This window comes from Paenibacillus sp. ov031 (assembly GCF_900143165.1).
In the GTDB taxonomy this organism is placed as follows: Bacteria; Bacillota; Bacilli; order Paenibacillales; family Paenibacillaceae; genus Paenibacillus; species Paenibacillus marchantiae.
The window spans coordinates 351,720-374,669 of sequence record NZ_FRDO01000001.1; the positions used below are offsets into that span (position 1 = coordinate 351,720).

The window sequence follows — 22,950 nt, forward strand, 5'->3', positions numbered from 1 at the left end:
GATCGGAGGCCGTACATTCATTGAAAACAAAAGATATAGCTGTCCTTGCGGGTATCATCGGCATCGTGTTGATGATGATTCTCCCGATCCCAACCTGGTTGTTGGATATGTTGCTTGTCATCAATATCTCAATTGCACTGATGATATTGCTTGTTGCAATGAACAGCAAAGAGGCACTGCAATTTTCCATCTTTCCTGCATTGTTGCTGATCACGACGTTGTTTCGATTAGCACTCAATATATCGACAACGAAACTGATTCTGGGAGAAGGAGACGCAGGTTCGGTAGTCGCTACCTTTGGTAGCTGGATAGCTGGTGGACAGATCGCAATTGGATTCATTGTGTTTCTGATTCTCGTCGTGGTTCAATTTATCGTTATTACGAAGGGATCAGAGCGTGTAGCTGAAGTCGCAGCACGATTCACCCTCGATGCGATGCCTGGTAAACAGATGAGTATTGACGCAGATTTGAATGCTGGTCTGATCAACGAGCAGCAAGCACGTGAACGTCGTTCCAAAATTGAACGCGAAGCTGACTTCTACGGCGCCATGGATGGAGCGAGTAAATTTGTAAAAGGAGACGCTATTGCGAGCATCATTATTCTCCTGATTAATCTCATTGGTGGATTTATCATCGGAATGACGGTTCATGGTCTCGATTTTGCAGAATCACTGTCTACCTACTCTGTGTTAACGATCGGGGATGGACTGGTAAGCCAGATTCCTGCACTCCTGATATCTACAGCAGCAGGTCTTATTGTAACTAGAGCATCATCGGAAGGGAATTTGGCCGATGACATTACGGGACAATTGTTTACATACCCGACGCTCCTTTATATTGTAGCTTTTGTAATAGCAATGCTCGGTTTTTTCACACCGATTCATATTATTACAACGTTGCCGCTTGCAGGTTTGCTGGCTTTTGCTGGATGGAGGATGCAGAATAATCTGAATCAGAAGCAAGAGGCAGAGGAGCAAATGGAAGAGGAGCAGCAGATTGAAGAAGTTAGAAGTCCGGAGAGTGTAATCAACCTTCTTCAGGTTGACCCTATTGAGTTTGAATTTGGTTACGGTTTGATTCCTCTGGCAGACAACCAGCAGGGCGGAGACTTATTGGATCGGATCATTATGATTCGTAGGCAATGTGCTCTTGAACTGGGGTTAGTCGTTCCGGTTATCCGGATTCGGGATAATATCCAATTAAGACCGAATGAATATGTCATCAAAATTAAGGGTAATGTTGTTGGCGGCGGAGAACTGTTGTTGAATCATTATCTGGCCATGAGTCCGGGTTATGAAGAAGAATCTGTTACAGGGATTGAAACGACAGAGCCAGCTTTTGGCCTTCCAGCCTTATGGATAGATGAAGTAACCAAAGACAGAGCTGAACTTGCAGGATATACAGTTGTAGATCCTCCTTCAGTAGTAGCCACACATCTGACTGAATTGATTAAGAAGCATGCGCATGAGTTACTTGGCAGACAAGAAACGAAAGCACTTGTGGATAATCTCAGAGAGAATTATGCTGCGCTGGTGGATGAACTCATCCCATCCGTCCTGTCCATCGGAGATGTACAGAAAGTACTCGCCAAGTTGTTGCGTGAGAAAGTTTCCATTCGTGATATGGTTACAATCTTCGAGACACTGGCGGACTACGGAACGTATACCAAAGACCCGGATGTGCTGACGGAATACGTGAGACAATCCCTATCTCGTCAGATTACCCAGCAATTCTCCCAAAAAGGGGAGACGCTCAGAGTAATAACTGTTGGACCTGGTCTAGAGAAGAAAATTGCTGAGAGTGTACAGCAATCGGATCAAGGCAGTTACCTTGCATTAGATCCAGCTTCAACACAAAGTGTATATCAAAAGTTGACTGAACAAGTTAATCGATTGATCCAGTCGGGCCAGCAGCCTGTTGTATTAACTTCTCCAACCATTCGTATGTATCTGCGTCAGGTGATTGAACGCACCATGCAGGATATACCAGTTCTTTCCTATAGTGAGTTGGAGCCGAATGTTGAAATCCAAAGTGTCGGGGTGGTGAACTTATGAGAGTAAAACAATACGTCGTTGAGACCATGCCCGAAGCTATGCTTCAAATTCGCAAAGACCTGGGAAGTGATGCCGTCATTCTGTCCACCAAGGAAATCAAGGTAGGCGGTGTGCTGGGGATGTTCCGTAAGAAAAGGATTGAAGTTGTAGCAGCAGTGGATAAGGAAGAAAAAAAACAGGCAACAAAGCAAGTGCAAAACCAATTTACACCGGTACCTCGCGCATTTGTACCTGAGGCATATCGACAAACGGCTCGTTCGTTTGTCGTTGCTTCTGACGAAGCGGCTGCCAGTATCGCTGAAAAAAATGTGCAAGAGAAAACTACGGATGCCACAGCTGTGTCTGAATCGAGTAAACTCGGTTCAGACATGAGCAACGGCAGATCTTCTTTGAGTATCGAGCATAAACCGCGACCGCAAGGGGCGGATTTTTCGGGTTTAACATCTGCCAGTGGGCAGCAGGAGCAGGCGAACGATCCGCAGCAGGGCCAACTGATGTCTGAATTGCAGGAGCTCAAACTGATGATGACCAAGTTGTCTAAGCAAGGAGCAACGGCAGATCCGTTACCAGAGGAGTTCCACGCTCTTCGAGAAAGGTTGATGGAGCAAGACATTTGGCCAGAAGTATGGGAATCTTGGTTTGATGTTGTTCAGACGAAGCTCTCTGAAAAAGAATTAGATGAAGCAGAAGCCGTTCAAGCAGTGCAACTGGAAATATCACATTTTTTGGAGAAACGTATCGACGTGGGTATTTTGCCAACTACACGCATTGTATATGTAGCTGGGCCAACTGGAGTTGGTAAAACAACGACCATTGCCAAACTGGCTGCTGAACAGATGTTCAACTATCAGCGAAAGGTAGGGTTCATCACTTCGGATACTTATCGTATCTCAGCGGTAGAACAACTTAGAACGTACGCATCCATTTTAAATGTCCCGCTAGAGGTCGTACAGTCCCCAGGTGATACACAACGTGCAATCTCCCGTCTTGAGGAATGTGATCTAATCTTCATGGATACAGCCGGAAGAAACTACAGAAATGAGTTGCTTGTTTCAGAACTGCAAAGCCTACTCGCGCCTGTGGAAAATAGTGAAACTTTTTTGGTTTTGAGCATGACTTCCAAAAGTGCCGATATGGTTCAAATAACGGAGCATTTCAGCAAATATGGGCTGGATAAGGTCATTTTTACGAAGATGGATGAGACCGGAAGCTGTGGCCCGATGTTTAACCTGCTGCATCGTTTTCCACTTAAACTTGCTTATGTGGCTAACGGACAAAATGTGCCGGATGATCTACTCAAGCCTGATGCGGATTCGCTGACCAAACAATTGTTAGGAGAGCTTGTACGATGAAGGACCAGGCAGCCTCACTCAGAAGTATGGTCTCCATGCCTAACGGAGTGGAGGGAAGAGGACGTGACTCACGCTCCTCCAAAATCATAACCGTTGCCAGTGGAAAGGGAGGGGTTGGTAAATCCAACTTTACACTTAACTTTGCACTGAGCTTACAGGCTATGGGGCAAAAGGTATTGGTGTTTGATGCAGATATAGGGATGGCTAATATCGATGTCCTAATGGGAACCTCTTCTCCTTATAATCTGTACCATCTGTTATACCGACAGAAATCCATACAGGAAATCATACAGCTTGGTGCAAGCGGGTTGCCTTATATCGCCGGAGGTTCGGGGATGAAAGAATTGTTCTCATTGTCAGATCGAGATCTGGAGTTTTTTGCTGGACAAGTTGAAGAGATTGCACAGGAGATGGACTATGTCATTTTTGATACAGGAGCAGGACTTTCCAGAGAAAATATGAAATTCATCGGTGCAGCCGATGAATGTCTGATCATCACCACACCTGAACCGACTTCAATAACCGATGCTTATGCTTTAGTTAAAGTTATGCATGGCCAGGAAAATGCCACACCCTTTCGGATGATCGTTAACCGGGCTGAAGACCAGCAAGAGGCGGAACGGGTGGCGGATAAAATAGCTGGAGTGGCAAAGAGATTTTTACAGATCGATATCCCGCTGCTTGGATATATTTCCGAAGATGCTCAGGTTGTAAAGGCAGTTAAAAGGCAAGTGCCATACAGTCTGGCATATCCGAATGCAAAAGCTTCCAGGGATATAGAGAAACTCGCACATCACTATTTGGCTGTACCTGCTGCTCCGGGATCCGAAACCTTGACAGGAATCAGAGGATTTATGAAAAAGTGGCTAAAGCGGACAACATGATTTCTGAATAAAGGAAACAGGGGTGGAAACAACATGGCGGTGTATCAAGTATTGGTTGTCGATGATTCCGCTTTTATGCGTAAAATTGTTTCGGATTTAATTGAAACAGATTCGGAGTTTAAGGTTACGGCAACAGCATCAAATGGTAAGGAAGCTATTCAAAAAGCAATAGATTTGAAGCCCGATGTCATCACAATGGACGTTGAGATGCCTGAAATGAATGGATTGGACGCATTAAAATCGATCATGAAGCAATCTTTCGTCCCGGTGATTATGCTCTCGGGTATCAATGAACAAGGCATGAAAGAGACCATCATGGCGCTCGAGGCCGGTGCGTTTGACTTCATTCGTAAGCCATCGATTGTGCATGATCAGGATATTGCCCAAGTAGGTAAAGCATTGGTTGAGCGGATGCGAGCAGCTATGGATGAAATCAAGCGAAAAGCCGATCGTGAAGCATCGATGAAGAAACGGGATGAAGCACAGAGCAAACTGCTGCAACAGTCCCAGCGAGTTCACGTTGATCCACCTCCTTTACAAGACCGAAAAGGTTCTTTGAAGAAAAAAATAGAACCTGCCCAGTCAGGAGCACGATTTGGCAGTGGACAAACTGATTCCTTACGAGCAAAACCGAAGCAACCTACTGTTCCACTGACGAAGCAGAATACGGGACATCTGGACAAAAAGTTGGAGCCTTTGCGAGATTCAAATCGAGCTTCGAATGCCAGTACTGACAGAATAGCTAAGGCAAACAAGCCAACGCAATCTCCCAAGGAAAACCGTTTGTCTTCTCGATTGGCAGAACAGGAGACAGCTGCAGCTTCAGCTGAACCATCCAAAGATATTGCCAAGGTAATTCCGTCTCATAAGGGAGCAGGAGTACCGGAAGGATCATTTAACAAACTTGTGGCTATTGGTTGTTCAACTGGGGGACCGAGAGCCCTCAAAACTTTGCTGGAACAACTGCCAGGTGATTTACCTGCTCCAGTCATTATTGTTCAGCATATGCCGCCCAACTTTACCCGATCCCTTGCCCAGCGATTGAATACGTTCAGTGAACTGCATGTGGTTGAAGCTGAGGAAGGCATGGTTCTACGAAAAGGAACGGCCTATATTGCTCCTGGCGGCTTTCATGTCAAAGTCAACAAAACTGCAGATGGAAGGTTCACCATAAAGCTGACAGAGGAAGAACCAGTCAATGGACACAGGCCTTCAGTCGATACAATGTTTGAGTCGCTGCTGCCGTACACGTCATTGCAAAGACATCTGGTTTTACTGACAGGGATGGGCAGTGATGGCGCTCGTATGATGAAAAAATTGTATGAAGCGGGTGTCACTTCAACCTTTGCAGAGAATGAAGAAACTTGTGTTGTGTATGGTATGCCGCGTTCTGCTGTAGAGCTGCAATGCGTGCGTCATCTTCTGCCATTGCAGGAGATTGCGCCTAAACTTGTTCAAGCTGTGAAATAAACAGAGTTAACTCATGGAGGAGGTGCCTCACAATGGACATGAATCAATATTTATCTATGTTTATTGATGAGTCTAATGATCATCTGCAGTCCCTTAACGAAAATATGCTTCAACTCGAAGGCAGTCCGGAGGATCTGGGAATTGTTCAGGTCATATTCCGCTCTGCTCATACGTTGAAGGGTATGGCTGCTACAATGGGTTTTGAGGATTTGGCATCATTGACGCACAAAATGGAAAATGTGCTGGATCTGGTGCGCAACGAAAAGTTGAAAATGCAGGATTTCATTTTTGATACCCTGTTCAAGAGTTTGGATGCTTTGGAAACAATGGTTCAGGATATTACCGAAGGCGGAGAGGGTAAAGCGGATGTTTCCTCCATCGTAGCTTCTCTCCAAGCCATTGAGAGTGGTGAATGGACGGGAGGTACTGCTCCCGTAGCCGCAGTAAACCAATCACCAAGTACAGCAACACCAAGTGCGGTTGAACTGGACGAATTCCAGTACTCCGTATTGGATCAGTCCATAGCCGAAGGCCACCGTGTGCTCTATGTTGAAGTTCTTGTCAGCGAGCAGAGCCAGCTGAAGGGCGTACGTGCTTATATGGTCTTTGATCTATTAGAACGCTCGGGTGAGGTTGTTAAATCGTTCCCAACAGTTCAGGATATTGAGCAAGAGAAGTTTGAGCGCAGTTTCTCGTTGTATTACATAACGACCAAAGAGGCGCAGGAACTTGAAAAAGGCATTATGAGCATCTCAGAAATTGAGAGTGCCAAAGTCATTCAGCTGGATCAAGAGACTCTTCAGCAGATGACCAATCAGGCAGCGGCAACAGCTGAAGTGGAAGCTGCACCTGTTCCTGCTCCAGTAGAAGCATCATCGGAACCGAGTTCTTTATCAAAAGAAGAACCAAAGAAACCAGTAGCCACCAAAACAGTTGCACCAAAACAAGCTGCTACACCTTCACGTACCATCCGTGTGGATATAGAACGTCTGGATGTACTGATGAACTTGTTCAGCGAGTTACTGATCGATCGTTCACGACTGGAGCAGTTGGCCAGCGAGACGGGTAATAATGATTTATCGGATACGGTAGCTCATCTGAGCAGAGTCAGTACAGATTTGCAAAATATTGTACTGAAATTGCGGATGGTTCCTGTGGATACGGTATTCAACCGTTTCCCGCGTATGATTCGTGACCTGGCTAAAACACTCGACAAAAAGATTGATCTGGTCATTACGGGTGCCGAAACGGAACTTGATCGGACGGTAATTGATGAGATCGGCGATCCGCTGGTGCATTTGCTGCGTAATGCAGTTGACCATGGTGTTGAATCGATCGCAGAGCGTGTGGCAGCTGGTAAACCTGAATTGGGAACAGTTAATCTTCGGGCTTTCCACAGCGGAAATCATGTATTTATTGAAATCGAAGATGATGGTAAAGGCATTTACCGCGATAACCTTTTGAGAACAGCGGTCAAACGTGGGGTTGTTACCGAAGAACAAGGTGCCAAGATGAGCGATGATGAAGTGAACCAGTTATTGTTTGCACCAGGCTTCAGTACCGCTGATAAAATCTCGGATATCTCCGGCCGTGGAGTAGGATTGGATGTTGTGAAATCCAAAATCACTTCTCTTGGTGGTAATGTAACCATTCATTCGACACCGGGTAAAGGCACCAACTTCTCTGTTCAGTTACCATTGACCCTGTCCATTATCGCTGCGATGCTTGTTCGACTTGGATCCGAGAAATACGCCGTTCCTTTGTCTTCCATTGTAGAGACAGCCATTGTACAACGCGAACAGGTTCGTAATATTCATGGCAATAAAATGATTACGTTCCGTGAGTCTCTAATTCCGTACCTGTCATTGAGCGAAGTTTTCGGAGTGCCTGATTTCAATGATGCGAACGAACAAGAAACTGAGATCGTGGTCATTCGCAAAGGTGAACGTCTTGCAGCTGTAGCCGTTGAAGAATTTATTGGGCAGAGTGAGATTGTTCTTAAATCGATGGGTACTTATCTTCCTTCCATTGAAGGGATCTCTGGTGCAACGATTCTGGGAGATGGTCAAGTAGCTCTGATTCTTGACCCTAATGCATTTATTAAATAAGCACACAAGATAAGTCTTACATTTAATAGGGAGGTTTTTTCCATGGAAGAAGAGTTGAAAGTCATTGTCTTTAAATTAGGTTCCGAAGAGTACGGTATTGAAGTAGACAAGGTTCAGACGATTGAGCGTATGATGCCTATTACCCGTGTACCTAAGACCTTCTCTTTTGTAAAAGGAGTTATTAACTTACGTGGTGTTGTTATTCCCGTCATTGATCTACGTGGTCGATTCTCTTTGCCAGAAACAGAATACACCGATCAAACTCGTATTGTCATTGTAGGTGTGGACGATATGCAAGTTGGCTTTATCGTTGACTCTGCCAATGATGTTATTGACATCAAGCGTGACGCTATTGATAGTCCGCCTGAAGTGGTTGGTGGAGTTAAAGCAAGATACCTGCGCGGTGTAGCCAAGCTGGAGGATGCGCGCTTGTTGATTATGCTTAACCTAAACGAAGTATTAAATAAAAGCGAGGTTGTACAGCTGGAAAGTATTGAGGGCTAACACCGTGGAACTGTTCAACCGATTTGAGGGATTCCAAATGGATGTGCTCAAAGAGGTCGGTAACATTGGAGCAGGCAACGCCGCAACGGCGTTGTCTCAGCTTCTCAATAGACCGATTGACATGGGTGTGCCTACAGTACAGATGCTTCCTTTTGAAGAAGTTGCTGAAAAAGTGGGCGGAGATGAACGTATAGTTGTTACTGTATTTCTTCGTGTTGAAGGCGAAGCACCAGGCAATCTGTTCTTTATGATGGCACCTGAGGCTGCCAAAATGCTGCTGAACCGGCTTGCTGGTTTTGATTTGAAGGAAGGTCTTGCATTCACGGAAATGGAACAGTCGGCTCTATCCGAAATCGGGAATATATTGGCCGGTTCATACCTTTCTTCTTTGGCAGATTTCACGAAACTATCTATGTATCCGACCGTTCCCGGACTTGCTATTGATATGGCAGGTGCCATTTTGAGTTATGGTCTGTTGCAGTTTGGTGAAATGGGCGACGATGCATTATTGATTGACACTTCTTTCTTTGAAGGTGAAGATCAGGTAGAGGGTCAATTTTTCCTGATTCCCGATCCGCCTTCATTTGCTAAGATATTTGAATCTCTAGGGGTGCCACTGGATCATGATTGAGGACAAAAGCGTCGTTAAAGTCGGTATGGCGGATTTGAACATTGCTCATCTACCCGGCGTAATCCGTACGACTGGCTTGGGCTCTTGTGTGGGATTAACGATGTATGATCCGCATTTGAAGCTTGCCGGAATGGCGCATGTCATGCTCCCCACTTCAGAGATAGCTCGTGAAGGAACGTTGAACAAAGCCAAATATGCGGATACGGCATTGCCGGAATTGTTACAAAGAATGATACAACTCGGTGCATCTCGTTCACGTATTGTGTCCAAAATGGCTGGAGGGTCTCAGATGTTTGCCTTCGCAGGGGCAGGAGATACAATGCGTATCGGACCGAGGAATGCGGATTCTTGTCGGGAATGGTTAGAAAAGCTTGGGATTCCACTTCTTGCCGAAGATACCGGTGGGAATTACGGACGAACGATTGAAATGGACTGTGAAACTGGACTTTTGACTATTCGAAGTGTCCAAATGGGTGTAAAGGAACTATAAGACATGATAGGAAACTACCGTATTAATCTTGGAGCAGGCATAGTCGGATTTATTCTGACCTTTTTTGTAGCATACAGCAGCAATGTGTTGATGACCAGCTTAATACGCGGGTTGATCGGCTTTGTAGCCTGGTTTGTCCTTGCTTATGGTTTACGCTGGGGACTGGGATTGCTGCTGAACCCTTCATCAGAGGGGAATGGGTATGGTTATGATTCACCGGGCGCTCAAGAACTAAGAGGTTCACAGGTGGACATTAAACTCGAAGACGATGGACAAGAGCTGAACGACTTGCTCAAACATGGACAGAACGCCTCCTCTGGGGAGAACCTTCCACCATCTGAGACGAAAGCTCCAACGGGATTTGCCCCTTTGGATCCGCCTAAACTTGTCCGGACCAAAGATCCGGAGGAGTTGGCGCAGGCCGTTCGTCACCTGACAGACAAATAAGGAGGGTGAAAGCAATTGAACGAGCGTAAAGCTTCACATTTGAACCATGCTGACTTGTGGGAAAAGTGGAAAGAACAAGGCGATCTTGAAGCCAAGAAAAGTTTGATCGAAAAATATCTTCATATTGTAAACTATGTATCCGGGCGTTTGGCTGTCGGTCTGCCCAAAAATGTCCCGAAAGATGATCTGGAGAGCAATGGAGTTATGGGATTGATTGATGCGTTGGAGAAATTTGACTATGAACGTGGTCTTCAATTTGAGACGTACGCATCCTGGCGGGTGCGCGGTGCAATCCTTGATGGTTTGCGTCAGGGAGATTGGGTTCCTCGTTCCGTGCGGGAGAAAGCGAAGCGGATTGAAGATGCTTACCAGCAACTAGAGCAGACATATTTGCGCTCTGTTAGTGACGAAGAAATGAGTCAATATCTCGACGTGTCTACGAAAGACTTTCAACATATGCTTCAGGAAGTGGCTGTTATGTCGCTTTGCTCTCTGGAAGACCCGATTCGTGAAGAAGAGTCTGAGACTCGACTTTCATTAATGGTCGATGAAAAAGCCAAAAACCCGGATTATAAAGTAAATGAATTCTACTTAAAAGAAGCTTTAGTGCAAGGGCTTGAAAAATTGACTGTCAAAGAGAGAACGGTTGTTTCACTTTTATATTATGAAGATCTCTCTCTTAGTGAAATTGCTGAGGTTATGTCTCTTTCTCCGTCACGTATCTCGCAGCTGCACTCAAAGGCCATCTTACGGTTACGTGGAACATTGGATAAACAGAAAGACTTGCTTATGCGTAAAGATTAATATAGTAATATATGAATAGAGAGCTTTAACATTGGATATTGGGGAGTGGAAAGTCTAAAGGGGGAAGAAATGCATTGACACAGCAGACTGTTTTGGAACAGTGTTTGAGCATTGTTTTATCAGATGATAAAAGTACGGCCTACCTTGAATTTTCCAAACAGGAAGAAGGTTTTACCTGTACACCGGATGAACTCGAAAAATTTATAGCGAGTCAGGGTATTAAGTATGGTGTGCTGCGCGAAGCGTTGCTTGTTTTTGTGAGTCATCCTGAGACTTATGTGAAGGATCAATACAAGATTGCCGAAGGTATTAAACCAGTACCGGGAACGAATGGCTTTATTAAAGTGCTAGTGGGCATGGACGATTCCAATGAACGGCGACCTTTGGAAGCAGAGAACGGAACAGTCGATTACAAAGAAGTGACTCGCTTAAACAATGTTCGAACAGGTCAAATCATTGCCGAACGAATTCCTCCTGTGGACGGCACGGTGGGAAGGGCTGTAACAGGTGAAGAAATACCTTTTCGTCCAGGGAAAGAAGCACGCTTCAAAGTGGGGAAAAATGTTGTCGTTAACCCTGATGGATCTGCGATGTATGCCGCCCTGGATGGATTGGTTACCAAAACAGACGGCAACAAATTGAATGTGTTTCCGGTATACGAGGTCAATGGCGATGTGGATTATAACACCGGTAACATCGATTTTGTGGGTACAGTTGTCATTCGCGGCAATGTGCTTACCGGATTTAAAGTAAAAGCGGCAGGGGATATACGTGTCGTCGGAGGTGTCGAGGGAGCGGAGCTGGAAGCAGGTGGCTCTGTCGAAATTACCGGCGGTATTATTGGTTATAACAAAGGGCTTATACAAGCAGGACATAATGTGAAATGTACCTTTATTCAAGAAGGCAACGTCGATGCGGCTGAAAATGTCCTGGTATCCCAAAGTATTATGCATTCCACGATTCGTGCAGGTCATGCGGTAATCTGTGAAGGCACCAAAGGACTTATCGTTGGCGGGTCGATCCAGGCTGGAGAAAACGTCTCAGCACGCGTCGTTGGCAACAGTATGTCTACTGTGACTTCCATTGAAGTAGGGGTATTGCCTAAGCTCCGTAATGAGTTGAGTGACTTGCGTAAGGAAGTCAGAGAGCAGATGGATGCTTTGGATAAAACGAAAAAAGCTTTGACATTATTGGATCAGTTAGCTGCTGCAGGCCAACTGAGCCCGGATAGAATGTCCATGCGAATCAAACTGAGTGCTACACAAAAATCTGCCCTTCGTCTTAGCGAGGAAACCAAAACACGTATCTTTGAAATTGAGAAGGTTCTTGAAGATACAAGCAGGGCTCGCGTTGATATTCATAAGATGATTTATGGAGGCTCTAGAATAGTTATCGGCAGATACACCAAATTTATTAAAGATCCGGTAAGTCGAATATCTTTTTATTATCATGATGGGGATATAACGATGGTTCCATTCGTTTAAGTACAGCATTCAAGCACATGAAGAAATCCATTCGATACCGTGAGGTGAGCGTATGAGTTTCAAAGCGGTTGAATTGCAGATTGCCGTACCTAGAACAAGTGAGGCGGGGCGTTATCAGAATGAAGCCCAGCAGAGACCGGTCATTGACCAGACCCTGCTAGCGGAACAAACGGCCAAAGAAGCAAATGAAGCAAGGCAACGAAGCGAGGCGCTGGATGAAACAGCGCACACAGATGTACACGATGGTCAATCTAGAAACAAAGAGCAGCAGAGCGGCTCCAACGAACCTGAAGCTACTTCAGCGCTGGAAACTGTCAAACCTGCCGAGCATCCATACAAAGGAAAACATATTGACCTGTCGTTGTAATGGATGACATGTGACTCACATGTAGTCTTGAGCACCGATGGCTGCATTAAAAGGAGAGAACCCAATTTGTCACCATGGATCATTATTGTCATATTAGGAGCCTGCGCAATTGCATATGCGCTTATCATGCCCAAGAAAAACAAAGTGCAGGAGCCTGGGCATCACCTGGTGCAAGAGATGGAATCTACGCTTGAACATTATATGGCTGAGATAGAAAACGACAATGATGCTCTCATTCAGCGTGTTGCTGAAATGAAGGGTGAGGCGACGGCGGCAGATCAGCGTATGCAATCACAGCTTCAGGAATTACAGCGGAGGCTGGATCAACTGGAAGAAAGTAAAACGACAGAAGCAGACGCATCCTCCAATATAATTCCGGTACATAGCACAAGCGGATTGCAAGCTCAAGCGCTTGTAGACAGTGTGCGAGCAGATTCGGCCCAACAGGTGTCAGAAGCAGAAGAGCAGACCTCTGAACAAGAATCTACGCCTCTACGTGAATCCATTAAGGACCGATATGCAGAGTTGTTTAATTTATATGCCGAAGGAAAGTCAGTGGATGCTATTGCCAAGCAGACGGGCATACAACGTGGAGAAGTACAGCTGATTTTGCAGCTGGCAGAACGGGAGGAGAGCTAGCAGATGGACAAGCGCTCCTTATGGATTGGACTTGGAAGTGGCATGATTGTTGGTGCGGTATTGCTGCAGCTGGCAACGGTTGGACAAAACGCATTGTCTGAGAGTAGTCTCGACCCCGAGCTGGCTACAGCCAACCTGACGAAGGAACAGCTGGAATCGGCCGCCAAGAGCATGGATATGAAGCTTATAGCTTCTGATGATGAGCTGTATACAGAGGCTGAGTGGGTAAATAAGAAGAAACAGGAAAGCAGTGAACTACAGGGAAAAACGGCAACGGCACCTGAAGCCACAGATTCTGCTGTGAAACCGGAGCAACCCGACAATCCAAAGCAACCTGTCAACAATGAAAGCGACAAACAGAACGAAGTCACTCAGCCAGAGACGATCGAGCCGTCAACTCCTAACAGTCCCGAAGTTGCGGCTACCGTATCTTTCAAAGTACGTTCAGGAAACAGTCTGGCCATTGTGGCGGGGAATTTGGAGAAAGCCGGTATTGTAGATAGTGCACAAGCTTTTATTAAGGCTGGCAGAGCAGAGCGAATTAATACCAAAATACAAGTCGGGACCTATGACTTGGAAAAAGGCGAAAGTTTCAAATCTATTATTGCCAAGATTACAAAAGAACCGTCAAACTGAGTGCGCTCAGGCAGGGCGGTTTTTTTGTATAAATAATGACAAGTTTTGTGTCGCCATGAAGGAACGGAAATTTGCTTTGAAAGACTGTTGCATCAGGCAATCAGTTATGCTATATTAGATAACGGTGTTAAAACACACGCATGTGCTAATTTTGTTGAGGGTGCTTTCCTGATGGAGAGTCTTGGCGAAAAATGATGCCGGCGGAGGACACAATAAAAACCATATTAGGAGGTGTGTGAAGATGGCAGTAATCTCCATGAAGCAGCTTCTCGAAGCTGGGGTACACTTCGGTCACCAAACTCGTCGTTGGAACCCAAAAATGGATCGTTATATCTTCACTGAAAGAAACGGAATTTACATCATCGATTTGCAAAAAACGGTGAAAAAAGTCGAAGAGGCTTACAATTTCGTTAAAGGAATCGCAGGAGAGAATGGTAAAATTCTTTTCGTGGGTACTAAGAAACAAGCTCAAGATTCCGTTAAAGAAGAAGCTGAACGTGCTGGTCAATTCTACATTAACCAACGCTGGCTCGGCGGTACCCTGACTAACTTCCAAACTATTCAAAAACGTATTGATCGTTTGAAACAGTTGGAAGCTTGGGAAGAAGACGGTACATTCGCTGTATTGCCTAAAAAAGAAGTAATCTTGCTTCGCAAAGAAAAAGATCGTCTGGAGAAATTCTTGGGCGGTATTAAAAATATGAAAGGCCTGCCAAGCGCCCTGTTCATCATCGATCCACGCAAAGAGCGTATCGCTGTTGCGGAAGCTCGCAAATTGGGTATCCCAATTGTAGGTATCGTTGATACTAACTGCGATCCGGACGAGATCGATTATGTTATCCCAGGTAATGACGACGCGATCCGCGCTGTTAAATTGCTGACAGGTAAAATGGCTGACGCAGTAATCGAAGCTAACCAAGGCGAAGAAACTTCCGCTTAATAGATTCGAACATATGTTATAAACTAAATGAAAAGGGTGGTTGGCAGGTGGATAACCTCTCACTGCCCTTTTTTTAGAGTGTACGTACAATACTTAATGTTGGAGGGAATTTATAATGGCAGTTAATGCGAGTGCAGTAAAAGAACTTCGCGAAAGAACGGGCGCTGGTATGCTCGATTGTAAAAAAGCACTGGAAGAAGCAAACGGTGATGTAACAAAAGCAGCTGAATTGTTGCGTGAGAAAGGTCTTTCTGCAGCAGCAAGCAAAGCAGGCCGTGCAGCAACTGAAGGCGTTGTAGAATCTTACATCCACGCTGGTGGACGCATTGGTGTCTTGGTTGAAGTTAACTGTGAAACTGACTTCGTTGGTAAAACGGATCAATTTAAGGATTTCGTTAAAGATGTAGCTATGCAAATCGCTGCAGCTAATCCTAAATTCGTTAAACGCGAAGAAGTTCCTACAGATGAGCTGGAAAAAGAAAAAGAAATCCTGAAAGCTCAAGCTCTTAATGAAGGCAAACCAGAGAAAATCATTGAAAAAATGGTTGAAGGCCGTATCGGTAAATACTACGAAGAGTACTGCCTGATGGAACAAACTTTCGTTAAAGATCCAGACAAAACGATCTCCCAATTGCTGAACGAAAAAATCAGCCAAATTGGTGAAAATATCTCCATCCGTCGTTTCGTTCGTTACGAACTGGGTGAAGGTCTTGAGAAAAAAGTAGACAACTTCGTAGAAGAAGTAATGTCCCAAGTAAACAAATAAGACGGTTTTACTAAACCGGCAAGCAGGATTGATTTTCGAAGATATAAGAATGATGAAACTTCGAAGCGTAAACTCCCTTATATCTCAGGAAAACAGTGCCTTACCGGTTAAACGTTTTTCCTAAAAGAGCGGAACACAACTGTGTTCCTTTCTTTTTAAGCAGGAGGCCATGCGCGAGGAGTTTTGTTGGTTGAACATCGAGGGTGTTCAATTCAAAGTGGAGGGTGAATAATTGGAACAGCCAGTATTTAAACGTGTTGTCTTAAAGGTCAGCGGAGAGTCTCTTTCCGGTCAAAATGGCTACGGTATTGATGCAGAGACGATCTCGTCGATTGCCCAGCAAGTAAAAGAAGTAGTTGAACTAGGTGTACAGGTTGCTATCGTATGCGGCGGCGGAAACATCTGGCGCGGAATTGCCGGTAGCGAAAACGGCATCGATAGAGCAACTGCCGATTATATGGGGATGCTGGCGACGGTTATGAACTCGCTCGCCCTGCAAGATGCACTGGAACAGATTGAAGTGCCTACACGCGTACAGACATCGATTGCCATGCAACAAATTGCAGAGCCTTATATTCGTCGTAGAGCTATTCGTCATCTGGAGAAAGGCCGGGTTGTTATTTTTGCAGCAGGTACAGGTAACCCGTTCTTTTCCACGGATACAACAGCAGCACTGCGCGCAGCGGAGATTGAAGCAGAAGTTATCTTGATGGCCAAAAATAAAGTCGATGGTGTATACTCAGCAGATCCGTTTAAGGACAGTACAGCTGTGAAATTTGATCAGTTGACTTACATGGATATTCTTAACAAAGACCTTGGTGTAATGGATTCGACGGCATCCTCGCTTTGTAAGGACAACAACATCCCGTTGATCGTATTTGCCATTACGGAACAAGGTAACATCAAGCGTGTTGTTCTGGGTGAACGTATCGGAACAATCGTTAAAGGGAGTGTAGATTAATGCCACAAGCGGTTAAACAACATGCCGAAGAGCGTATGGAAAAAGCAATTCAAGCATTGCGTCGTGACCTGGCTACTTTGCGTGCAGGCCGTGCAACTCCAGCTCTTCTGGACCGAGTTCAGGTAGAGTATTATGGGGCTATGACGCCATTGAATCAACTCGCTAATATCAGTACTCCGGATTCCCGTACACTGATGATTCAACCTTGGGACAAATCTTCCATGGGTGATATCGAGCGTGCCATCATGAAATCGGATCTGGGTCTTACTCCAGCCAATGATGGTAGCATGATCCGTTTGTCTATTCCGGCATTGACGGAAGAACGCAGAGCGGAACTTGTGAAGCTGACGAAGAAGTTCGGTGAAGAAGGTAAAGTAGCGATTCGTAACATTCGCCGTGATGCGAATGATGACATTAAGAAAATGGAGAAGTCAGACATTTCCGAGGATGAATCCCGGAGACATCAGGACGATATCCAAAAATCGACCGACAAGTTTATTGCTGAAGTCGATAAGGTACTCGCTGCCAAAGAAAAAGAAATCATGGAAGTGTAAGACAAGCGCAGCCCCTCCAATACGGTGGGGTTTTGTCTCTTTTTCCAAGCTTCAGGTGAAGAAACTTCAGGGATTTTGGAGGAACAGGAATGATCAAACGGGTTCGGTCGTGGTGGAATGGGGCTGACAAGCAGGAAACGCTGACTATATCCGAGGATAATATCCCGCAGCACGTCGCCATCATTATGGACGGCAATGGACGATGGGCGAAACGTTTGGGTCTCCCACGAATAGCTGGCCACCAGAATGGGATGAAGGCGGTCAAACGTGCGACCATCGCGGCGGATGAACTGGGCATCAAATATCTGACGATGTACGCTTTTTCGACAGAAAACTGGACGCGTCCAAAAGAAGAAGTGGATTTTCTGATGCGGCTTCCGCAAGAATTTTTGGCGATAGAGCTGGATGAGCTTATAGAAAAAAATGTACGGATCCGCATGATGGGCCAGGAGGAGCACTTGCCTTCCCATACTATTAATGCTTTGCGTGAAGCTATTCGTCTTACGGAACATAACACAGGGCTTGTTTTGAATTTTGCAATGAACTACGGAAGTCGTCGCGAAATGACGGACTGTGTCAAACAGATCGCTCTGCAGGTAAAGTCGGGGGAACTATCGGCAGACGACATTACGCCTGAACTCATTGACAGACATATGCTCACTGGAGATATGCCTGATCCGGATTTGCTGATCCGGACGAGCGGAGAGTTGAGATTAAGCAATTTCATGCTTTGGCAGCTTGCATATAGCGAATTATGGTTTACGGATATATACTGGCCCGAATTTGGCAAAAAGCATTTGCTTGAAGCAGTAGCCGAATATCAGCGCAGAACAAGGCGTTACGGCGGTTTGAAATAGATGGAGGATGAAGCCGTTGAAACAGCGATTAACGACAGGAATCATAGCAGGTGTATTGTTTTTGGGTTTTTGCATGCTGGGCGGACCCTGGTACCATGGCTTGGTACTGCTTATGGCTCTCATCGGTTATTATGAATTTGTAAAAATGACCGGGGTACAGCCTTTTTCAGGTGTAGCCCTAATCGGTTATGCAGGTATCTTTGCGATTGTGTTTCCTTGGGAAATGGTTTGGGAAGCCAGACCACTAACGTTATTCCAGATCGGATGGCTTGTGATGCTTGTATTAATGACGGCCTCTGTGGTAACTAAAAACAAGATTCCTGTAAACACTGTTGCCATGCTCTTTCTTGGAGTAATGTATATTGGGATCGGTTTTTATTACATCGCGGAATCGAGACATTTGCATCATGGGTTGTTCTGGACGTTTCTGCTTCTGGGCTCCATATGGGCAAGTGATGCAGGTGCATATTTTGTAGGGAAACTTATCGGGAAGAACAAACTTTGGCCGTCGATCAGTCCTAACAAAACGGTGGAAGGTGCACTGGGTGGTGTTGTGATCGCGGTAGTCACTTCTGTTGTTTTTGCATTGGTGTCAGACGGCTTGTTGTCTTGGCAAAGAGCGGTATGGATTGGAATTGCATGCGCGGTTGTAGGACAAATGGGAGATCTGATTCAATCTGCTTACAAACGTGTGTATAACATCAAAGATTCCGGCACTTTGCTCCCGGGGCATGGCGGTATTCTGGATCGATGCGACAGCTGGATTGTCGTTTTTCCATTCGTACATATACTAATGCTTCTGCCCTATTAAAAATGAGCACAAGCCATATGACGAACTATTCGTCATAGGCATTGGATAAATAAAGATGAGGTGCAGCATGAAAAAAATTGCGATTCTCGGGTCAACCGGTTCCATTGGAACTCAGACACTGGATGTAGTCGATATGCATCCCGAACGCTTTCAAGTAGAGGGACTGGCTGCTGGGAGCAATATAGAGGTGCTGATTGAGCAAGCAAAGCGTTATCGACCCAAAAAGGTATCAGTTGGCTCAAAAGAGTTAGCAGAGACCGTGGCACCGCACTTACCTGTCGAAACACAGCTTTTTTATGGCAAAGAAGGACTGGTTGAAGTTGCTGCCGGAACGGATGCAGATACCGTTGTTACTGCTGTAATGGGGAGTGTTGGGCTTGAGTCGACCCTGGCTGCTATTGATGCAGGCAAACAGATCGGACTGGCTAACAAAGAGACGCTAATTACAGCAGGACATATTGTTACTGCCAGAGCGGCTGCGAAAGGGGTACCGATTCTGCCTGTGGATAGTGAGCACTCGGCTATCTTCCAATGCTTGAATGGTGAACCTCGTGAACGTGTGATGGGAATTACACTTACGGCCTCTGGAGGATCATTCCGTGATTTGACTCGTGAACAGCTAAAGGAAGTTACTGTAGAAGATGCACTCAAACATCCGAATTGGTCCATGGGATCGAAGATCACGATAGACTCTGCAACGATGGTGAATAAAGGTCTGGAAGTTATTGAAGCGCATTGGCTTTTTGGACTAAGTTATGATCAGATTGATGTATTGCTTCACCCGGAGAGCATCATTCATTCCTACGTGGAGTTTAATGATACGAGCATTATTGCGCAGCTTGGCAATCCGGACATGCGCGTTCCCATTCAGTATGCACTGACCTATCCAGACCGCTTACCATCGCCTTCACAACGTCTCTCCCTAACGCAAGTGGGCAAGCTGCATTTCCGTGAGATGGATATGGAACGGTTCCCTTGTTTAAGAATGGCATACGAGTGTGGTAAAATGGGGGGGACCGCAACAACGGCGTTTAATGCAGCCAACGAGGTTGCCGTAGCGCGTTTCTTGCGTAAAGAGATTTCGTTCCTTAAAATAGAGGATATTATTGCTTCTGTGCTGGAAGCACACCGCAATGTGGACGAGCCTGATCTGGAGGAAATCGCAAGATGTGATCAGGAGAGCCGTCAACTTGCGTTCAGTCTGTAATCTCTTTTTTCAAGATAAAATGGAAGAAGTGATTCTCTTGTGCGGCATCAGAGAATAATGATAATCTAAAGGGACAGACTGCGGTTCGTGCCGTGAAGGAGGATGGATAGGGATTGGAAACCATACAAGTGGTATTTCTAACGGTGCTCATGTTCTTTGTCATCGTGACGGTTCATGAATGGGGACATTATTATTTTGCCAAACGCGCCGGTATTCTTGTACGGGAATTTGCGATCGGTTTTGGTCCCAAATTGTTCTCATATAAAAGAAACGAGACCCAGTTCACACTGCGTTTGCTGCCTTTTGGCGGATATGCACGTATGGCTGGGGAAGACCCGGAACTGGTAGAAATTCAAGAAGGTCAGACCATTGCAGTAAGGTCGGCTGATGACCAAGTCAAAATGATCTACCTCGATCAATTGGATAATCGCAAAAATGTAATTCGTGGTGAAGTGATCTCTATTGATATGGAGAATGCATTGAAATTGCAACTCGATGTGGATGGTGAAATTCAGCAGTACCGGATACATCCGCAAGCGATGTTGGTTAGTCGTGGAAAACAAACCCAGATTGCACCGAAAGATCGCCAATTTGGCAGTAAAACGGTGGGTCAGCGGGCAATGGCGATTTTTGCCGGACCACTCATGAATTTCATCCTGGCATTTGTTTTATTTGCAGTCTATGCACAAATGGCTGGGGTTCCAGTTGAGAATCCGAAAAATCTGGAAATTGGTGAAGTGCTTGAAGGTGGAGCTGCCTACCAGGCGAATTTGCAAAAGGGAGATATCATTGAGACGATCAATGGTACTGCTATTGGTACGGATTCGCAAAAAATGGTGACGATGATTGCCGATTCCAAAGACAAACCGATGGAATGGACACTGCGTCGGGGGAATGAAACGTTTAATATAACGATCACACCTCGTGCAGTAGAAGGTCAAGAAGGCGGTAAAGTCGGAATTGTGCCAACACTGCCAACCCGATCTGTTGGATTTGTAGAAACCTTTAAAGTGTCAGGGATAGCGATGGTCGATACAACCAGAGTAATCTTTGAAGGCTTCAAACATTTGATCAATCAGTTTAACATGGATGATATTGGTGGTCCTGTGCGTACTTTTGAAGTAACAGGCCAAATTGCGAAGCAGGGTATTGAACAGTTGACGAGATGGGCAGCTATTCTGAGTCTGTACCTCGGTATTTTCAACCTGTTGCCGATTCCTGCGCTAGACGGAAGCCGTCTTGTATTCCTCGGAATTGAAGGTCTGCGAGGCAGACCTGTTGACCCCAACCGGGAAGGCATGGTTCATTTTGTCGGCTTCGCGATGTTGTTTGTACTGATGCTAGCAGTAACATACAATGATATATTACGATTAATTAACGGATAATTATGGTTTGACTACGCTCTGACTATTCAGAGATAGTCGTTATGGGAGGACGCTGGAGTCTTATGTCAAAGGAAAATGATAAACAGTTCGTGACTGAAATTACACCTCAGGGCGAGGATTTCTCACGCTGGTACATTGATGTTATTAAAAAAGCTGATCTCATGGACTATTCACCCGTACGCGGTTGTATTGTTTTCAAACCAGACGGTTTCGAAATCTGGGAGCATATCAAGGATGAGATGGACCGTCGTTTCCGTGAAACGGGTCATCGTAATGCCTACTTCCCTATGTTCATTCCCGAGAGCTTTTTCCAAAAAGAAAAAGAACATGTTGAAGGCTTCAATCCCGAATTGCCTTGGGTAACGGAAGCCGGAGGAGAAAAGCTGGAAGAGCGTCTGGCGATCCGCCCAACCTCGGAAACCATCATTGGTCACATGTACTCCAAGTGGATTAAGTCGTATCGTGACTTGCCGGTGCTGATCAACCAATGGGCGAACGTGGTTCGCTGGGAGAAGAGAACACTGCCTTTCCTTCGCACAACCGAGTTCTTGTGGCAAGAGGGCCATACGGCGCATGAGACAGAAGAAGAAGCACGTGAAGAGACGATGAAAATGCTTGAAATCTACCGCGAAGTTGTGGAAGAATATCTGGCGATTCCCGTCATTACAGGTCAGAAAACAAAATCCGAGAAATTTGCAGGTGCTGTAGACACCTTCTCCATCGAAGCGATGATGAAGGATGGACGTGCGGTACAAGCCGGAACTTCTCATTATATGGGTACGAATTTTGCAAAAGCATTTGAGATCCAGTATCTTAGCCGCAACAATGTGTTGGAACTGGCTCACACCACTTCATGGGGAACAAGCACACGTCTGATCGGTGCGTTAATCATGGTTCACGGGGATGACCGTGGTCTGGTTCTTCCTCCTAAAGTTGCACCAACACAAGTGGTCATGATTCCAATTGGACCGCCAAAAACACGTGATGCCGTTGTAGGCCGTGCGGACGAGTTGTTCGCTGAACTGAAACACGCGGGAATTCGTGTGAAAATGGATGATCGCAGTGATGTTCGTCCAGGCTGGAAATTCAACGAATATGAGATGCGTGGTGTTCCGATTCGTCTCGAAATTGGTCCACGTGATATGGAGAACGGTGTGTGTGTTCTCGTTTCCCGGATTACGGGAGAGAAGAAAGTCGTTGAACAAGCAAATCTGGTGGAAGAAATCCAGACTATGCTGACTCAAGTGCAAGCCGATATGCTGCAACGTGCTCGCACGTTTATGTCGGACAACTTCTACTCTGTAGATACGCTTGATGAGATGAAGGAACTGATGGAGAACAAACGCGGGTTCACACTGGCTGGATGGTGCGGTTCAGAAGCTTGCGAAGATAAAGTAAGAGAAGTAACAGGTGCAACAAGCCGGAACATTCCGTTCCAGCCTGCGGAAGAAAAGCATACGTGCCTGGCTTGTGGTGAACAAGCGAAACACACGGTAGTGTTTGCAAGAGCGTACTAAGTCAGGAAGACTTGACTAACAGCACTTATTCACCGTAAGACGTAAGGAATGGAGAGCTTCTGTCGGATAAAATGAGTCGGTG

23 protein-coding genes are annotated in these 22,950 nt (G+C 45.6%); all 23 read left to right on the forward strand.

Translation table 11 applies throughout. The features are described from left to right. Nucleotides 1–20 precede the first annotated feature (20 nt). The 23 genes from flhA (at nucleotide 21) to proS (ending at nucleotide 22,868) form a co-directional block, all read left to right on the forward strand. Nucleotides 21–2,054 carry a flagellar biosynthesis protein FlhA gene (gene flhA / locus BUA17_RS01545; RefSeq protein ID WP_063566397.1) on the forward strand — a complete coding sequence of 678 codons (2,034 nt, stop codon included), beginning with the start codon at nucleotides 21–23 and terminating at the stop codon, nucleotides 2,052–2,054. Then, complete coding sequence (gene flhF / locus BUA17_RS01550) at nucleotides 2,051–3,406, forward strand: flagellar biosynthesis GTPase FlhF (protein ID WP_072732406.1); 1,356 nt, start codon at nucleotides 2,051–2,053, stop codon at nucleotides 3,404–3,406. The genes flhA and flhF overlap by 4 nt, the downstream gene beginning before the upstream one ends. After that, complete coding sequence (locus BUA17_RS01555; protein WP_063566395.1) at nucleotides 3,403–4,290, forward strand: MinD/ParA family protein; 888 nt, start codon at nucleotides 3,403–3,405, stop codon at nucleotides 4,288–4,290. Before flhF ends, BUA17_RS01555 begins: the two co-directional genes overlap by 4 nt. 33 nt (nucleotides 4,291–4,323) lie before the next feature. Beyond that, nucleotides 4,324–5,760, forward strand: a complete 1,437-nt coding sequence (locus BUA17_RS01560) for a protein-glutamate methylesterase/protein-glutamine glutaminase (RefSeq protein ID WP_072732407.1) — start codon at nucleotides 4,324–4,326, stop codon at nucleotides 5,758–5,760. A 32-nt stretch (nucleotides 5,761–5,792) separates the two neighbouring features. Then, a complete protein-coding gene (locus BUA17_RS01565; protein ID WP_072732408.1) occupies nucleotides 5,793–7,868 on the forward strand; it encodes a chemotaxis protein CheA in 2,076 nt (691 codons plus the stop codon). A gap of 42 nt (nucleotides 7,869–7,910) precedes the next feature. Beyond that, nucleotides 7,911–8,372: a chemotaxis protein CheW gene (locus BUA17_RS01570; RefSeq protein WP_063566392.1), complete on the forward strand. Its 462-nt coding sequence runs from the start codon at nucleotides 7,911–7,913 to the stop codon at nucleotides 8,370–8,372. Between the two features lie 37 nt (nucleotides 8,373–8,409). Continuing rightward, a complete protein-coding gene (locus tag BUA17_RS01575; protein ID WP_090807429.1) occupies nucleotides 8,410–9,003 on the forward strand; it encodes a chemotaxis protein CheC in 594 nt (197 codons plus the stop codon). After that, nucleotides 8,996–9,493, forward strand: coding sequence for a chemotaxis protein CheD (locus BUA17_RS01580; RefSeq protein WP_063566391.1), 498 nt, complete (start codon nucleotides 8,996–8,998; stop codon nucleotides 9,491–9,493). The genes BUA17_RS01575 and BUA17_RS01580 overlap by 8 nt, the downstream gene beginning before the upstream one ends. Nucleotides 9,494–9,496: 3 nt before the next feature. Beyond that, nucleotides 9,497–9,940, forward strand: coding sequence for a hypothetical protein (locus tag BUA17_RS01585; RefSeq protein ID WP_064639054.1), 444 nt, complete (start codon nucleotides 9,497–9,499; stop codon nucleotides 9,938–9,940). A gap of 15 nt (nucleotides 9,941–9,955) precedes the next feature. Next, nucleotides 9,956–10,744, forward strand: coding sequence for a FliA/WhiG family RNA polymerase sigma factor (locus tag BUA17_RS01590; RefSeq protein WP_072732409.1), 789 nt, complete (start codon nucleotides 9,956–9,958; stop codon nucleotides 10,742–10,744). A gap of 74 nt (nucleotides 10,745–10,818) precedes the next feature. Next, nucleotides 10,819–12,228: a DUF342 domain-containing protein gene (locus BUA17_RS01595; RefSeq protein ID WP_064639052.1), complete on the forward strand. Its 1,410-nt coding sequence runs from the start codon at nucleotides 10,819–10,821 to the stop codon at nucleotides 12,226–12,228. Nucleotides 12,229–12,280: 52 nt separating this feature from the next. Further along, on the forward strand, nucleotides 12,281–12,595 hold the full coding sequence (locus tag BUA17_RS01600; RefSeq protein ID WP_072732410.1) for a hypothetical protein: 315 nt from the start codon (nucleotides 12,281–12,283) through the stop codon (nucleotides 12,593–12,595). A 66-nt stretch (nucleotides 12,596–12,661) separates the two neighbouring features. Then, nucleotides 12,662–13,234, forward strand: a complete 573-nt coding sequence (locus tag BUA17_RS01605) for a DUF6115 domain-containing protein (protein ID WP_063566387.1) — start codon at nucleotides 12,662–12,664, stop codon at nucleotides 13,232–13,234. A gap of 3 nt (nucleotides 13,235–13,237) precedes the next feature. Beyond that, entirely contained in the window at nucleotides 13,238–13,870 is a 633-nt protein-coding gene (locus BUA17_RS01610; RefSeq protein WP_072732411.1) for an endolytic transglycosylase MltG, read from the forward strand. 241 nt (nucleotides 13,871–14,111) lie between these two features. After that, nucleotides 14,112–14,810, forward strand: coding sequence for a 30S ribosomal protein S2 (rpsB, locus tag BUA17_RS01615; protein WP_017689155.1), 699 nt, complete (start codon nucleotides 14,112–14,114; stop codon nucleotides 14,808–14,810). Nucleotides 14,811–14,925: 115 nt separating this feature from the next. Then, nucleotides 14,926–15,576, forward strand: coding sequence for a translation elongation factor Ts (gene tsf / locus BUA17_RS01620; protein ID WP_017689154.1), 651 nt, complete (start codon nucleotides 14,926–14,928; stop codon nucleotides 15,574–15,576). A gap of 232 nt (nucleotides 15,577–15,808) precedes the next feature. Then, nucleotides 15,809–16,537: a UMP kinase gene (gene pyrH / locus BUA17_RS01625; RefSeq protein WP_024630245.1), complete on the forward strand. Its 729-nt coding sequence runs from the start codon at nucleotides 15,809–15,811 to the stop codon at nucleotides 16,535–16,537. Continuing rightward, a complete protein-coding gene (frr, locus tag BUA17_RS01630; RefSeq protein ID WP_063566385.1) occupies nucleotides 16,537–17,091 on the forward strand; it encodes a ribosome recycling factor in 555 nt (184 codons plus the stop codon). The genes pyrH and frr overlap by 1 nt, the downstream gene beginning before the upstream one ends. Before the next feature lie 89 nt (nucleotides 17,092–17,180). Then, nucleotides 17,181–17,948, forward strand: a complete 768-nt coding sequence (locus BUA17_RS01635) for an isoprenyl transferase (protein ID WP_063566384.1) — start codon at nucleotides 17,181–17,183, stop codon at nucleotides 17,946–17,948. Nucleotides 17,949–17,964: 16 nt separating this feature from the next. Further along, nucleotides 17,965–18,759 carry a phosphatidate cytidylyltransferase gene (locus tag BUA17_RS01640; protein ID WP_063566383.1) on the forward strand — a complete coding sequence of 265 codons (795 nt, stop codon included), beginning with the start codon at nucleotides 17,965–17,967 and terminating at the stop codon, nucleotides 18,757–18,759. A gap of 67 nt (nucleotides 18,760–18,826) precedes the next feature. Further along, entirely contained in the window at nucleotides 18,827–19,966 is a 1,140-nt protein-coding gene (locus BUA17_RS01645) for a 1-deoxy-D-xylulose-5-phosphate reductoisomerase (RefSeq protein ID WP_063566382.1), read from the forward strand. A 113-nt stretch (nucleotides 19,967–20,079) separates the two neighbouring features. Then, on the forward strand, nucleotides 20,080–21,351 hold the full coding sequence (gene rseP / locus BUA17_RS01650; protein ID WP_063566381.1) for an RIP metalloprotease RseP: 1,272 nt from the start codon (nucleotides 20,080–20,082) through the stop codon (nucleotides 21,349–21,351). Nucleotides 21,352–21,413: 62 nt separating this feature from the next. Next, the gene (gene proS / locus BUA17_RS01655) at nucleotides 21,414–22,868 is read left to right on the forward strand and encodes a proline--tRNA ligase (protein ID WP_072732412.1); all 1,455 of its coding nucleotides are present in this window, start codon (nucleotides 21,414–21,416) and stop codon (nucleotides 22,866–22,868) included. The last annotated feature ends 82 nt before the right edge of the window (nucleotides 22,869–22,950 follow it).